Here is a 13,382-nt window from a genome sequence, read left to right on the forward strand (position 1 = left end):
GTTACCGTATCGCGATCAGACAACCACTTCGACGCCCTCACCCGGCGCAGCGCCTGACGCCCGTTCGGACTCCAGAGCGTTCTGAAGGATCACCACAGCGGCAGCCTGGTCGATGACAGACCGGCCCTTCTTGGACTTCACACCCGAAGCGCGCAGCCCCTGGGTGGCCGTAACTGTGGTCATCCTCTCGTCCAGGAGACGTACGGGAACCGGTGCGATCGCGCCGGCGAACACCTGGGCGAACGCACGGACCTTCGCGGCCGCCGGGCCCTCGCCGCCACCGAGGGAGCGGGGCAGCCCCACGATGACCTCGATCGGCTCGTACTCCTGAACGATCTGGCCGAGCCGCCGGTGGGCGGCCGGGACGTCACGTCCCGGCACGGTCTCCACCGGCGTGGCGAGGATCCCGTCGGGGTCGCACGAGGCGACCCCGATACGGGCATCACCGACATCGATCGCGAGTCGGCGTCCACGGCGCATCTGCGACATGTCCGGGGTCACGCCTTCTCGGTGACGAGGCGTTCGACAGCGGCGACGGCGTCGCCGATGGCGTCCGGGTTCTGGCCGCCGCCCTGGGCGACGTCCGGCTTGCCGCCGCCACCGCCGCCGAGGGTCTTGGCGGCGGCGCGGACCAGGTCGCCGGCCTTGAGACCGCGCTCGCGAGCGGCCTCGTTGGTGGCGATGACCGTCAGCGGGCGGCCGTTGGCCGTGGTGAACAGGGCCACGACCGCCGGCCGGCCGCCCTGGATGCGTCCGCGCACGTCGAGGACGAGCTTGCGCAGGTCGTCGGCCGTGGTGCCGTCCGGCACCTGCCCGGTGACGAGGGCGAGGCCGCGTACGTCCTTGGCCGACTCCACGAGCCCGGCGGCGGCGGCGAGCACCTTCTCCGCGCGGAACTTCTCGATCTCCTTCTCGGCGTCCTTCAGCTTGCCGAGCATTCCGGAGATCTTCTCGGGAAGCTCCTCGGGGCGGCCCTTGAGCAGCTCCTGGAGCTGGGCGACGACCGTGTGCTCCTTGGCGAGGAAGTTGTACGCGTCCACACCGACCAGGGCCTCGATACGGCGCACCCCGGAACCGATGGACGACTCGCCGAGCAGCTTCACCAGGCCCAGCTGGGCCGTGTTGCCGACGTGCGTGCCGCCGCACAGCTCCTTGGAGAAGTCGCCGATGGTGACGACACGGACCCGCTCGCCGTACTTCTCGCCGAACTCCGCGATGGCGCCCTGCTTCTTGGCGTCGTCGATGGACATGACCTCGGCCTGGACGTCGAGTTCCCGGGCGAGGACCTCGTTGATCTTCTGCTCCACGTCGGTCAGGACCGTGCCGGGTACGGCGGCGGGCGAGCCGAAGTCGAAGCGGAAGCGGCCGGGCGAGTTCTCCGAACCGGCCTGGGCGGCCGTCGGCCCGAGGGCGTCACGCAGCGCCTGGTGCGTGAGGTGCGTGGCGCTGTGGGCGCGGGCGATGGCGCGACGGCGGGTGTTGTCGATGGCGGCGTAGGCGGAGGCACCGACCGTCACCTCGCCGACCTGGACCGAGCCCTTGTGCACCGAGACGCCGGGGACGGGCTGCTGCACGTCGCGGACGGTGATGACGGCGCCCGTGTCGAGCCTGATCCGGCCCTGGTCGGCGAGCTGGCCGCCGCCCTCGGCGTAGAACGGGGTGCGGTCGAGGACGACCTCGACCTCGTCGCCCTCGGAGGCGGCGGGCGAGGGCACACCGTCGACGAGCAGGCCGACGATCTTCGACTCGCCCTCGTTGCTCGTGTAGCCGGTGAACTCGGTGACTCCGGAGTTGTCTGCGACCTCGCGGTAGGCGGACAGGTCGGCGTGGCCGGTCTTCTTGGCCTTGGCGTCGGCCTTGGCCTTGTCCCGCTGCTCCTGCATCAGACGGCGGAAGCCGTCCTCGTCGACCGCGAGGCCCTGCTCGGCGGCCATCTCCAGCGTGAGGTCGATGGGGAAGCCCCATGTGTCGTGGAGCAGGAACGCCTTGTCGCCGGCCAGGACCTTGCCGCCGGCGGCCTTGGTCTCGGTGACGGCGGTCTCGAGGATGTTCGTGCCGCCCTTGAGGGCCTTGAGGAAGGCGGCCTCCTCGGCGAGGGCGACCGTCTCGATGCGCTTGCGGTCGGTGATCAGCTCCGGGTACTGCTGCCCCATGGTGTCGACGACGACGTCGACCAGCTCACGGACGACCGGGCCGGTGGCGCCCATGAGGCGCATGTTGCGGATGGCGCGGCGCATGATGCGGCGCAGGACGTAGCCGCGGCCCTCGTTGCCCGGGGTGACGCCGTCGCCGATGAGCATCACCGACGTGCGGATGTGGTCGGCGACGACCCGGAGGGAAACGTCGGAGCCCCGCTCGGCTCCGTAGCGCACGCCGGTGAGCTCGGTGGCCTTGTCCATGACGACGCGCAGGGTGTCGGTCTCGTACATGTTCTGTACGCCCTGCAGGATCATGGCGAGGCGCTCGAGGCCGAGACCCGTGTCGATGTTCTGCGACGGCAGGTCCCCGAGGATCGGGAAGTCCTCCTTGCCATCGCCGGCGCCGCGCTCGTACTGCATGAAGACCAGGTTCCAGATCTCCACGTAGCGCTCGTCGTTGACGGCGGGGCCGCCCTCGACGCCGAACTCGGGGCCGCGGTCGTAGTTGATCTCGGAGCACGGGCCGCAGGGTCCGGGGACGCCCATGGACCAGAAGTTGTCCTTCTTGCCCAGGCGCTGGATGCGCTCGGCGGGGACGCCGATCTTCTCGCGCCAGATCTGCTCGGCCTCGTCGTCGTCCAGGTAGACCGTGATCCACAGACGCTCGGGGTCGAGGCCGAAGCCGCCGTCCTCGACGGAGTCCGTGAGCGCCGCCCAGGCGAACTCGATGGCGCCTTCCTTGAAGTAGTCGCCGAACGAGAAGTTGCCGCACATCTGGAAGAACGTGCCGTGCCGGGTGGTCTTGCCGACCTCTTCGATGTCCGGCGTACGCACGCACTTCTGCACGCTGGTGACGCGCGGTGCGGGCGGCTTGACCTCGCCGAGGAAGTAGGGCTTGAAGGGGACCATGCCCGCGGGGACCAGCAGCAGAGTCGGGTCGTCCGCGATGAGCGACGCCGAAGGCACGACGGTGTGGCCGCGCTCCTCGAAGAAGCTCAGCCAGCGGCGGCGAATTTCAGCCGACTCCATTAGTGGTCCTCATTCCGGTTGTTCGAGTTGTAGGGGAGTGTGCGGTGGGTGACGAAGTCGGGGTCGGCCGGCGCCTCGATGCCGAGCGCCCCGCCCAGTTCGGCCTCGCGCCTGACCATGCCCTCACGCACGTCGAGGGCGAAGTCCTTCAGCTTGTGACCTGCCTCGATCGCCTTGTCCGCGGCCTGCGCCGCGAGGCTCTCGGGGGTCAGCTGCCGGATCTTGCGGTTGACCTTGGTGGTGGCCCAGACGCCGGCGGCTGCGCCGGCGGTGAACCAGAAGGTACGGCGGAACATCGCTGGATCAGTCCTTCTGTCCGCGGGAGCTTCGGCCGTTCCGCTTCCTGTCACGGGCGGACGGCACGGTTCGGCCGACGATCACGGTGCGGCGGGAGGCTCGGCGGGGAGGTTCCGGCTCCGCGGCGGTGCGGCGGCCGATCGCCTGCCGCACCCCGTAGCCGAACGCGGCGACCTTCACGAGCGGACCGCCGAACGTCGACGCGACGGTGGTCGAGAGCGCGGAGGCGTTGGAGGTGACCTCCTGGACGTCGCTGGCGATGGCGTCGACCTTGTCGAGCTGGGTCTGCGCCGAACGCAGCGTGGCGGAGGCGTCGGCGAGCAGCGGGACCGCCTGCTCCGTCACGTCCGCCACCAGGGCGGTGGTCGCCTTGAGCGTCTGGGCCAGCCTCACCAGTACCACGGCGAGGAAGGAGACCAGGATCGCCCAGAAGACAGCCACCAGGATGCCGGCCACCTCTCCACCGGACACAGTGCACCGCTCTCTGCTCGTCGCCCTCGTCGGCCGGGACCTCCCCCGGCCGGTTTCTGCCTGTCGCCGCTCGGCCGGCGCGTCCTGCCGCCACTGCCGATCGTCGTCCCCCGAGCCTATCGCGCCGGGCGTCGCGCGCCGTACCGCATTACGGGCGTGCGGCGCGGGCCCCGGACGCGGGGCGATTGTACGGAGAGCTTACGTGCCAGTACTCTGCGTGTTTCATGCGACGCCCTCAGCGCCCCTCCCCCGCACCCGACGACCCGGAGCCCGTCCCCGTGCGCGGAAATCTCCCGGCAGAACTGAACGCCTTCGTCGGGCGGGACGCCGAACTGGCCGAACTCCGTTCGCTCCTGGGCAAGTCCAGGCTCGTCACCGTGGCAGGGGTCGCGGGGGTCGGCAAGACCCGTTTCGCCACCCGGATCGCCGCCCTGATGGAGAAACGGTACTGCGATGGCGTCTGGCTCGCCGAGCTGTCGGCCGTCCACGACCCGGAGCTCCTCGAACACGCGCTCGCCGACGCACTCGGGCTCACCGACCACACCAGCAGGCCGCCGCGCGCCATACTGGTCGAGCACTGCGCGGGACGCCGGCTCCTGCTCGTGATCGACGGTTTCGAGCACCTCAATGACGCGTGCGCGGAACTCGTCCGGGAGTTGCTGCGCCGGGCGCCCGGCCTCCAGGTCCTCGCGGCGGGGCGCCGTCCGCTGCGGGTGGACGGCGAACTCACCTTCCCGCTGGCGCCGATGACCGACAGCGACGCCCTGGAACTCTTCACCCGACGGGCCGCCGCGGTCCGGCCCGGGTTCCGGCTGACGGACTCGGGCCGGGAGACCGCGCGCGAGCTCTGCCGTCGGCTCGACGGCATCCCGCTGGCCCTGGAGCTCGCAGCCGGGCGGCTGCGGGCCCTCACGGTGGAGCAGGTGCTCCACCGTCTCGACGACCGTTTCCGGCTGCTGACCGGAGGCAGCCCGAGCGCGCTCCCCCGCCACCAGACGCTGCGCACGGCCATCGGCTGGAGCCATGAGCTGTGCGCTCCCGAGCAGCGGCTGCTGTGGGCTCGGCTCTCGGTGTTCGCCGGTCAGTTCGACCTGGAGGCCGTCGAGTACATCTGCAGCGGTCCCGGCCTGCCGGCCGACTCCGTGCTGGACGTACTGGACGAACTGCTGGCGCAGTCCGTGGTGCTGCGCGAGGACTCCGCCGTCGGCAGCCGCTACCGGCTGCTGGACACGGTGCGGGAGTACGGCGCCGAGTGGCTGCGGGCGACCGGGGACGCCGAGCGGCTGCGCCGCAGGCACCGGGACTGGTACCTGGGGCTCGCGACCTGGTGCGAGCTCGACTGGTTCAGCCCCCGGCAGGCCGAGGCCGCGGCCCGGATCGACAGCGAACTGCCCAATCTCCGCCGGGCGATGGAGTGCTCGATGGAGAGCCCGGAGGAGGTCCACCTCGCGCAGTACCTGGCGGGCACCCTCTGGTTCTACTGGGCGGGCTGCGGACGCCTCTCCGAGGGCCGCCACTGGCTGGACCACGTCCTGGAGGAGGAGACCCCCTATGACCACTCGCGGCTGAAGGCCCTGTGGGTGCTCGGTTACGTCGCGGTGCTGCAGGGCGATCCGATCGGCGCGGTGTCGGCCCTGCAGGAGTGCCGCGAGGAGGGCGAGCGCTCGGGGGACGCCACGGCGGTGGCCTACGCCGTGCACCGCACGGGCTGTCTCGCGATCGTCACGGACGACCCGGTCCGGGCCGAGGAGCTGCTGCGCGAGGCGCTCGGGCGCTACCGGGAGATCGGCGAGCTGAACAGCAACGTGCTGATGGCCCAGGTCGAACTGGGCATGGCCGTGGCGTTCCGCGGGGATCTGGACGGGGCCGCGGCGATCTGCGACGAGGTCCGCGAGATCTGCGAGGACCACGGCGAGCGGTGGACCCTGGCCTACGCGCTGTACGTCCTGGGCTACGCGGCGCTGCACGCCGGGCTGAGCGGGCGGGCGCGCCGGATGCTCGGGGAGTCGCTGTCCATCGCGCACGCCTTCCACGATCTGCTGGGCACCGTCCTCTCGCTGGAGCTGCTGGCCCTCATCACGGTGACCGAGGGCGACGCGGCGGAGGCGGCGGTGCTCCAGGGCGCGGCGGACCGGATCTGGCCGTCGGTGGGCCTGCCCCTGTTCGGGTCCGCGCACTACGGCAGGCCCCGTGCCGACTGCGAGGAGCGGGCCAGGGCGGAGCTCGGCGACGCGCGGTACGACGCGCAGCGGCGCTCCGGGCGCCGGCTGGACCCGAACGCCGTGGTGACGCGGGCGCTCCGGGCAGGGACGGACGGCGGAGCGGGCCGGGAGACGACGTCCGGGACCGGGGCGGACGAGGCCCCGGCCGCGGAGGGGGCCACCGGAGCCGGGGCGTCCGGGGAAACGCGAAGGCCCGCCGCCTCCCGTACGACAGGGAGGGGCGGGCCCGAGCTCGGTTGAGAGCTACGCCTGGATCAGCGGGCGTAGTACTCGACGACGAGCTGCTCGTCGCAGATGACCGGAATTTCCTTGCGGTTCGGGTCACGGTCCAGGCGGAAGGCCAGGGCCTTCAGGTTCACCTGGAGGTAGCGCGGGGTCTCGCCGTCGGTGTCGTAACCACCCTCACGGGCCACCTGGAAGGGGACCTTGGAGCGGCTGCGCTCGCGGACCATCACGACGTCGTCGGGGCGCACGCGGAAGGACGGCTTGTCGACCTTGCCACCGTTGACCTCGATGTGGCCGTGGACGACCATCTGACGGGCCTGGTAGATGGTGCGGGCGATGCCCGAACGCAGGACCAGGGCGTCGAGACGGCGCTCGAGCTCGACGACCAGCGCCTCGCCCGTCTTGCCCTCGGCCTTACGGGCACGGTCGTAGGCGCGCGCCATCTGGCGCTCGCTGATGTCGTACTGCGCACGGAGACGCTGCTTCTCGAGCAGACGGACCTTGTAGTCCGAGTTCTGCTTGCGGCCACGGCCGTGCTCGCCCGGCGGGTAGGGGCGGGCTTCGAAGTACTTGACAGCCTTCGGCGTCAGGGCGATGCCGAGGGCACGCGACTTCTTGACCTTGGGACGCGACTGGTTAGGCACGTTCTCCAGACCTCCGTTGTAGGTTAGGTTAGGCTTACCTTACTCAAGGAGATCGCATGTCTCGCCCTGGGAACACCACACACGTCACGGACAGCACAGACAGCGGCAGCACACCTGAAGGTGCTGCTACGACGGAAGGCCGATCTGATCGTGGTCAGCCGCGTCCCAGCGGGCTTGAAAACACTCGGATGCCGTCAGCAGCCGAGCGCACACGAACTCTCGTACAGAGTACCTGCTCCGCGGTGCTGCTCGTACCGGGGCTGTCGGTCATCCATCCGGACCAGCTGATGCCCGACAGCAGGAGCATCGGTCCCGAGGGGGACCTGTTCCTCGGCTTCCCCGCCGATTCCCCGGTCGTACGGGCCGCGACGCGCGCCCTGGGGGACGAGCTGACCGCCGTGCTGGAGATCACCGATGTCGCGCCCGTCTCCGTCCCGCACCGGATCCGCGGCCGCGCCCGGATCGGCGGCTGGCTCACCGCCGTCCCCGGGCTGGCACAGCCCGGCCGGATGATGCTCCGGCTGGAGACCGGGGAGGCGTCCGTCGACGATCTGTGGGGATTCGAGGAGGTGGAGCCGGAGGCCTTCCGGGACGCCGTCGCCGACCCGCTGGTCACTCACGAGGCCGAGCTGCTCCAGCACCTGCACGCCGCCCACGGCGAGCAGATGGCCACACTCTCCGCGCTGCTCGGTGACCGGGCCGAGTGCGGCTGTGCGGAGCACCGGCTCGACGCCGTCCCGGTGGCGCTGGACCGCTTCGGCCTCCGGGTGCGGTTCGTCGAGGACGGGAGCGCCTGCTTCGACGCCCGGTTCGAATTTCCCGACCCCGTACGTGACATCGGCGAGCTGCGCCGGGCGATGCACACCCTCTTCGAGGCGGCGTCCTGCTGACCCGGGACGGTCACGAAGAGGCCGGACCACCCGGTTCGCTCCGGCCGAGCCGCTCGCGGACCCGGTCCGCGACGTCGGCGTAGCGCGCCTCCGCGCCGTACCGCGTGGGTTCGTAGTAGCGCCTGCCCCGGACCGCTTCCGGGGCGTACTCCTGGGCGGCGATCCCGCCGGGCACGTCGTGCGGGTAGACGTAGCCCTGGGCATGGCCCAGCTTGGCCGCGCCCTTGTAGTGGCCGTCGCGCAGATGGGCGGGGACCGGTCCCGCGAGGCCCCGGCGCACGTCTTCCTGCGCGGCGGAGATCGCCAGCGTCGCCGCGTTGGACTTGGGGGCGAGCGCCAGCGCGATCGTCGCGTGGCTGAGGGTGAGCGCCGCCTCGGGGAAGCCGATCATGGCTACGGCCTGGGCCGCCGCGACGGCCGTGGGCAGGGCCGTCGGATCGGCCAGCCCGATGTCCTCGCTCGCGGAGATCATCAGCCGCCGGGCGATGAAGCGCGGGTCCTCTCCCGCCTCGATCATCCGGGCCAGGTAGTGCAGGGCGGCGTCCACGTCGGAGCCGCGGATCGACTTGATCAGGGCACTCGCCACGTCGTAGTGCTGGTCTCCGTCGCGGTCGTACTTCACGGCGGCCCGGTCGACGGTCTCCTCGAGCGTCTCCAGCGTGATCTCCTGCTCGTGCTTGGAGAGCGCGGCACCGGCGGCCGCCTCCAGCGCGGTCAGCACCCGCCTGGCGTCTCCCCCCGCGATCCGCAGCAGATGTGCTTCGGCGTCCTCGGGCATGGTGACGGCCCCGCCCAGCCCCCGCTCGTCCGCCACGGCCCGGCGCAGGAGGGACCGCAGATCCTCGTCCCCGAGCGGTTCCAGCGTCAGGAGCAGCGAGCGCGACAGGAGCGGGGAGATGATCGAGAAGTACGGATTCTCCGTGGTGGCGGCGATCAGCGTGACCCAGCGGTTCTCGACGGCCGGGAGCAGGGAGTCCTGCTGCGCCTTGGAGAAGCGGTGGATCTCGTCGAGGAAGAGGACGGTCTCCTTGCCGAAGCCGCCGGTGGCGCGGCGTGCGCCCTCGATGACGGCCCGCACCTCCTTGACGCCCGCGGTGATCGCGGAGAGCTCCACGAAGCGCTTGTTGGTGGCCTTGCTGACCACGTACGCCAGGGTCGTCTTCCCCGTGCCGGGCGGGCCCCAGAGGATCACCGAGGAGGGGCCGGCGGGACCTCCGCTGCCCTCGCCGACGAGCCGGCGGAGGGGTGAGCCCGGCTTGAGCAGATGCTGCTGGCCGACGACCTCCTCCAGCGTGCGAGGACGCATCCGGACAGCGAGGGGGCTGCTGGACGGGTCCTTCTCCTGGCGGTCTTCGGCTGCTGCGGTAAAGAGGTCGGGCTCCACGCTCAGAAGCCTATGTCACCCCACTGACAGGACCCCCTGCCGAGTCAGCTGGTCCAGAAGTCCCACCAGCGGGTCAGGATCAGCATGCCGATGATCCCGATCCAGAGCACCGGCGGCACCCAGTGGAATTCGGTGAGCGTGTTCCGCAGCCAGGCGGGTGCGGGCAGGATGCCGTGCTTGATGTTGTGCGTGGTGACGTAGCAGAACATGAAGATCGTGGCGACCCAGGCCAGGCAGCACCACAGGCAGAGCGAGTTGATGTTGTACAGCGACTGGTACTGCAGCCAGGTGCAGAAGCCGACGCCGAAGAGGGTGCCCGCGTTGAGGCCCAGCCAGTACCAGGAGCGGAAGCGTGCGCCGGCGAGGAGTGCCATGCCGATGCCGATGACCACCGAGAAGGTGGCGATGCCGAGCATCGGGTTGGGGAAGCCGAAGGCGGCCGCCTGCTCGCTCTTCATGATGTTGCCGCACGCGACCACCGGGTTCAGGCTGCAGCCCGGGGTGAAGCTCGGGTCCTCCAGCAGCTTGAACTTGTCGATCGTGATCACCCAGGCGGCCAGCAGCCCGGCCGCGCCGGTGATCACCAGCAGCAGCGCGAGGGCGCGGCTGCCGCCGAATGTCTTCGCGCCGTTGTCCTCGTCCTGTCGGGAGGAGGGATGATCTACCGCTGCCATCGTCATATCGCCGTTCCATCACTGAGTAGTCAGCCGGGCAGGGTCATTGTGCCGCACCGGTGTTGCGGCCAGCTGTTCGATCGGCATAAATGTGCGCGCGCAGCGCCCGCGCCCGGGCGGTCCGGCACCGCGGAGCACGCGGTCCCGGTGAACGGGACGGAGGCGGCGCCGCGCGGATCCTGCGCGGCAGGAGGGGGCGCGGCCGTCGAACGCCGTCCCCGCGACGGGCACCGCGCCGGGTGAGGGCGGGCGCCCCGTACCCGAAGCGGCCCGGAGGATGAATCCGCTTGCGCGGAGTTGACGGTACGGGGACCACCGGTGTCGAGCGGCGGTTCTCCGGCGCCCGGACGCACTGTGCCCGCCCGGACGGACCGGGCGGGCACAGCGGTGGGAACAGGTGCGGATCAGGCCAGCTTCGCGCGCACCGTGGCCACGAGCGCGTCGAGCGCGACCGGCTCCTGCTCGCCGGACTCCATGTCCTTGAGCTGGACCGCGCCTTCGGCGAGATCGCGCTCACCGGCCACGACCGTGAAACGGGCGCCGGAACGGTTCGCGCTCTTCATCGCGCCCTTCAGCCCACGGCCGCCGAAGGCGAAGTCCGTGGCGACGCCGGCCTTGCGGAGCTCCGTCACGAGGCCGAAGAGCACCCGCCGGGCCTCCTCCCCGAGGGGCACGGCGTACACGCTGGTGGCCGACGGGGTCTCCAGCTCGACGCCCTCCGCCTCCAGCGCCAGCACCGTGCGGTCCACGCCGAGGGCCCAGCCGACGGACGGCAGGGCCGGGCCGCCGATCATCTCGGACAGCCCGTCGTACCGGCCGCCGCCGCCCACCGCGGACTGGGAGCCCAGTCCGTCGTGGACGAACTCGAAGGTCGTGCGGGTGTAGTAGTCGAGACCCCGGACCAGCTTCTCGTCGTCCTCGTACGCCACGCCCGCCGCCGTCAGCAGGTCGCGGACCTCCTCGTGGTACGCCTTGCAGGCGTCGCAGAGGAAGTCGCGGAGCATCGGGGCGCCGGTCAGCTGCTTCTGGACGTCGGCCCGCTTGTCGTCGAGCACCCGGAGCGGGTTGATCTCGATGCGCCGGCGGGTCTCCTCGTCGAGGTCGAGGTCGCGCAGGAACGCCTGGAGGGCCTCGCGGTAGACGGGGCGGCACTCCTTGTCGCCCAGCGAGTTCAGCAGGATGCGGAACTGGCTGAGGCCGAGGGAGCGGTACGCCTGGTCGGCGAGGATGATCAGCTCGGCGTCGAGCGCCGGGTCCTCGGTGCCGATGGCCTCGGCACCGACCTGCGAGAAGTGGCGGTAGCGGCCCGCCTGCGGGCGCTCGTAGCGGTAGTACGAGCCGGAGTACCAGAGCTTGACCGGGAGGTTGCCCGCCTTGTGGAGGTTGGCCTCCAGCGCCGCGCGCAGCACGGAGGCCGTGCCCTCGGGGCGCAGCGCGAGCTTGTCGCCGCCCTTGGTCTCGAAGGCGTACATCTCCTTGGAGACGATGTCGGTGGACTCACCGACACCGCGCGCGAAGAGGGCGACGTCCTCGAAGCCGGGCGTCTCGATGTAGCCGTAACCGGAGTTCTTCAGGGGTGCGGAGATCGCCTCGCGCACCGCGAGGAACTTCGCGGAGCGCGGCGGGGTCAGGTCGTACGTGCCCTTGGGGGCCTGGAAGGTGCTCACGGTGTTTTTCTCTCGTCACATTCCTCGGCGGGGCGCTGCCAGACCGTTCATGTACGGGTTGGAGGCGCGCTCGCGGCCGATGGTCGTCTGGGGGCCGTGGCCGGACAGCACCACGGTCGAGTCGTCGAGCGGCAGGCACACGCGGGCCAGCGAATCGAGCAGCTCGGCCGGGTCGCCGCCGGGCATGTCGGTGCGTCCGACGGAGCCGGCGAAGAGCAGGTCGCCCGAGAAGAGGACCTGCGGGACATCCGCGGCCTCGGGCATCCTGAACGTCACCGACCCCTTCGTATGCCCCGGCGCGTGCGCGACGCCGAACTCCAGGCCCGCCAGATTCAGCACGGCGCCGTCGCCCAGCTCGTGCACGTCGTCCGGCTCGCCCACGGTCAGCTCGCCCATCAGCGGCATCCCGATGGACCGGCCGAGCGCCTTCTCCGGGTCGCTCATCATGTAGCGGTCCTCGGGGTGGATCCAGGCGGGCACGTCATGGGCACCGCACACGGGGACGACCGAGGCGACGTGGTCGATGTGGCCGTGGGTGAGGACGACGGCGACGGGCTTGAGCCGATGCTTCTTCAGCGTTTCCTCGACGCCCTGGGCGGCCTGGTGGCCCGGGTCGATGATCACGCACTCCTCACCGGCGGCAGGGGCGACCAGGTAGCAATTGGTCCCCCAGGCCCCGGCGGGGAACCCGGCAATGAGCACGATCGTCCTTAGTGTTTCGTCCGACGAGGAGGGCCGCGGAGGGAAATGCGGCAGACCAGAGACTACCGGCGCTCCTCATTCCACAGCTAACCCATATACCGTACGGGCATTCCAGGTCCGATCACACGACGCACAAGGAGACCATCCGGTGGTCAGCAGCGATCAGCGGCGGCGGCAGCTCGCCCGGGAGAAGTTCGAGCGGCAGCAGACGCGCCGGGAGGAAGCGCGCCGGAGGACCAGGCGTCTCACGATGATCATCGCGTCGTCGGTGGCCGTGGTGGCGGTCATCGGTGCCGGCGCCTACCTCGCCCGCGGCGACGACGACTCGAAGAGCTCCGCGGACGCGGCCGCGAGCGCCGACCCGTCGGCGACGCCTTCGCCCTCGCCCTCGGAGAGCGAGAGCAAGGCTCCCGAGCCCGCGATGAAGATCGACAAGAAGGCCAAGTACTCGATGTCGCTCAAGACGAGCCAGGGCGACATCGGCATCGCGATGGACGCGGCGAAGACCCCGCACACCACGAACTCGTTCAAGGCCCTCGCGGACAAGGGGTACTTCGACGACACGAAGTGTCACCGGCTGACCACGGAGGGCATCTTCGTCCTGCAGTGCGGTGACCCGAAGGGCGACGGCACGGGTGGTCCCGGCTACACGATCCCGGACGAGAATCTGACCGCGCTGGGCAAGGCGGGCGCCGAGGGCTCGGTGACGTATCCGGCGGGCACCGTCGCGATGGCGAACACCGGCCAGCCGAGCACCGGCGGCAGCCAGTTCTTCCTGGTCTACAAGGACACCCAACTGCCGCCCAGCTACACGCCGTTCGGCACCATGGACGATGCCGGTCTGAAGGCGGTCAAGAAGGTCGCCGAGGCGGGCGTCACCGGTGGCGCGGGGGACGGCGCCCCGAAGAAGACCGTCACGGTCGAGAAGGCGACGGTCGACAAGGCCTGACCGTGCGCGGGGCCGCCCGGCGCGGGGTCACGGACCGCACCGGAGAATTTCAGCCGCGCTGAGTGCGGACAGCCGGGCGGCCGGTCGCCT

At 70.8% G+C, this 13,382-nt stretch carries 12 protein-coding genes; 3 read left to right on the forward strand and 9 right to left on the reverse strand.

Annotated elements, in window-relative coordinates:
• Window positions 1–15: 15 nt before the first annotated feature.
• From ruvX to ACFUNE_RS19350, 4 genes are read right to left on the reverse strand one after another with little or no spacing between them, the layout of a single operon-like run.
• Entirely contained in the window at window positions 16–489 is a 474-nt protein-coding gene (gene ruvX, locus ACFUNE_RS19335) for a Holliday junction resolvase RuvX (protein ID WP_383569021.1), read from the reverse strand.
• An 8-nt stretch (window positions 490–497) separates the two neighbouring features.
• Window positions 498–3,167 (reverse strand): alanine--tRNA ligase, encoded by a 2,670-nt coding sequence (gene alaS, locus ACFUNE_RS19340; protein ID WP_383569024.1) that lies wholly within the window; start codon window positions 3,165–3,167, stop codon window positions 498–500.
• On the reverse strand, window positions 3,167–3,463 hold the full coding sequence (locus ACFUNE_RS19345) for a hypothetical protein (RefSeq protein ID WP_383569026.1): 297 nt from the start codon (window positions 3,461–3,463) through the stop codon (window positions 3,167–3,169). Before ACFUNE_RS19345 ends, alaS begins: the two co-directional genes overlap by 1 nt.
• A 7-nt stretch (window positions 3,464–3,470) precedes the next feature.
• On the reverse strand, window positions 3,471–3,920 hold the full coding sequence (locus ACFUNE_RS19350; RefSeq protein WP_383569029.1) for a DUF948 domain-containing protein: 450 nt from the start codon (window positions 3,918–3,920) through the stop codon (window positions 3,471–3,473).
• Window positions 3,921–4,159: 239 nt separating this feature from the next.
• Between ACFUNE_RS19350 and ACFUNE_RS19355 the strand changes: the two genes are divergently transcribed.
• Complete coding sequence (locus ACFUNE_RS19355) at window positions 4,160–6,397, forward strand: ATP-binding protein (protein WP_383569032.1); 2,238 nt, start codon at window positions 4,160–4,162, stop codon at window positions 6,395–6,397.
• Between the two features lie 14 nt (window positions 6,398–6,411).
• Here ACFUNE_RS19355 and rpsD read toward each other — a convergent pair whose 3' ends face one another.
• Window positions 6,412–7,026, reverse strand: coding sequence for a 30S ribosomal protein S4 (rpsD, locus tag ACFUNE_RS19360; protein WP_103516281.1), 615 nt, complete (start codon window positions 7,024–7,026; stop codon window positions 6,412–6,414).
• A gap of 188 nt (window positions 7,027–7,214) precedes the next feature.
• Here rpsD and ACFUNE_RS19365 point away from each other — a divergent pair, with 188 nt between their 5' ends.
• Window positions 7,215–7,916: a DUF2470 domain-containing protein gene (locus ACFUNE_RS19365; protein WP_383569037.1), complete on the forward strand. Its 702-nt coding sequence runs from the start codon at window positions 7,215–7,217 to the stop codon at window positions 7,914–7,916.
• A gap of 10 nt (window positions 7,917–7,926) precedes the next feature.
• Here the strand turns inward: ACFUNE_RS19365 and ACFUNE_RS19370 are convergent, their stop codons facing one another.
• The 4 genes from ACFUNE_RS19370 to ACFUNE_RS19385 form a co-directional block, all read right to left on the reverse strand.
• Window positions 7,927–9,300, reverse strand: coding sequence for a replication-associated recombination protein A (locus ACFUNE_RS19370; RefSeq protein ID WP_383569040.1), 1,374 nt, complete (start codon window positions 9,298–9,300; stop codon window positions 7,927–7,929).
• A gap of 44 nt (window positions 9,301–9,344) precedes the next feature.
• Window positions 9,345–9,980 carry a vitamin K epoxide reductase family protein gene (locus tag ACFUNE_RS19375; RefSeq protein WP_383569043.1) on the reverse strand — a complete coding sequence of 212 codons (636 nt, stop codon included), beginning with the start codon at window positions 9,978–9,980 and terminating at the stop codon, window positions 9,345–9,347.
• A 398-nt stretch (window positions 9,981–10,378) separates the two neighbouring features.
• Window positions 10,379–11,641 carry a histidine--tRNA ligase gene (gene hisS / locus ACFUNE_RS19380; RefSeq protein WP_383569046.1) on the reverse strand — a complete coding sequence of 421 codons (1,263 nt, stop codon included), beginning with the start codon at window positions 11,639–11,641 and terminating at the stop codon, window positions 10,379–10,381.
• A gap of 15 nt (window positions 11,642–11,656) precedes the next feature.
• Window positions 11,657–12,343 carry an MBL fold metallo-hydrolase gene (locus ACFUNE_RS19385; RefSeq protein WP_383569049.1) on the reverse strand — a complete coding sequence of 229 codons (687 nt, stop codon included), beginning with the start codon at window positions 12,341–12,343 and terminating at the stop codon, window positions 11,657–11,659.
• Window positions 12,344–12,491: 148 nt separating this feature from the next.
• Between ACFUNE_RS19385 and ACFUNE_RS19390 the strand changes: the two genes are divergently transcribed.
• Window positions 12,492–13,292, forward strand: a complete 801-nt coding sequence (locus tag ACFUNE_RS19390; RefSeq protein ID WP_383569052.1) for a peptidylprolyl isomerase — start codon at window positions 12,492–12,494, stop codon at window positions 13,290–13,292.
• Window positions 13,293–13,382: the final 90 nt, after the last annotated feature.

The organism is Streptomyces sp. NPDC057287 (assembly GCF_042667905.1).
Lineage (GTDB): Bacteria > Actinomycetota > Actinomycetes > Streptomycetales > Streptomycetaceae > Streptomyces.

Bases quoted from the DNA above. Each gene is read 5' to 3' on its own strand.
- ruvX (WP_383569021.1), bottom strand. From the start codon at position 489: ATGTCGCAGATGCGCCGTGGACGCCGACTCGCGATCGATGTCGGTGAT.
- alaS (WP_383569024.1), bottom strand. From the start codon at position 3,167: ATGGAGTCGGCTGAAATTCGCCGCCGCTGGCTGAGCTTCTTCGAGGAG.
- ACFUNE_RS19345 (WP_383569026.1), bottom strand. From the start codon at position 3,463: ATGTTCCGCCGTACCTTCTGGTTCACCGCCGGCGCAGCCGCCGGCGTC.
- ACFUNE_RS19355 (WP_383569032.1), top strand. From the start codon at position 4,160: ATGCGACGCCCTCAGCGCCCCTCCCCCGCACCCGACGACCCGGAGCCC.
- ACFUNE_RS19365 (WP_383569037.1), top strand. From the start codon at position 7,215: ATGCCGTCAGCAGCCGAGCGCACACGAACTCTCGTACAGAGTACCTGC.
- ACFUNE_RS19375 (WP_383569043.1), bottom strand. From the start codon at position 9,980: ATGACGATGGCAGCGGTAGATCATCCCTCCTCCCGACAGGACGAGGAC.